Annotated in this window: 1 pseudogene; it reads left to right on the forward strand. The window is 43.6% G+C overall.

Features of this window, described 5'->3' with window-relative positions:
* Positions 1-353 (forward strand): annotated as a pseudogene (locus HBA93_RS19515) (ABC transporter substrate-binding protein); the annotation flags it as partial.

The raw sequence follows: 353 nt of genomic DNA on the forward strand, positions 1-353 counted from the left end.
GCAAGCTAATCTTGCTCAGATCGGGTTAAGTGCAAAAGTGACGAAAGTTCCATGGGCACTCTTCTCTGATCAAGTTTCAAAACCAGAAAATACACCGACTGTTTCAGAAATTTTCGTCAATACCATGACCGGTGATCCGGATTCTTTGTTGTCAAATATGTATCACTCTCAGGCTGGCGGCACATGGATGTCACCAGAATACCTGAAAGATGAGCAGGTCGATGCCTTACTGGAAAAAGGACGAGCAACACTTGATGAAGCGGAGCGCGCTAAAATTTATGAAGAACTTGGCACTCAATTGATAGCTGTTGCACCATCAATCTTTGCACAAGATCAGATTTCGGTTTTTGCTG

The sequence above is a fragment of the Ochrobactrum sp. SFR4 genome (assembly GCF_019730395.1).
GTDB lineage: Bacteria > Pseudomonadota > Alphaproteobacteria > Rhizobiales > Rhizobiaceae > Pseudochrobactrum.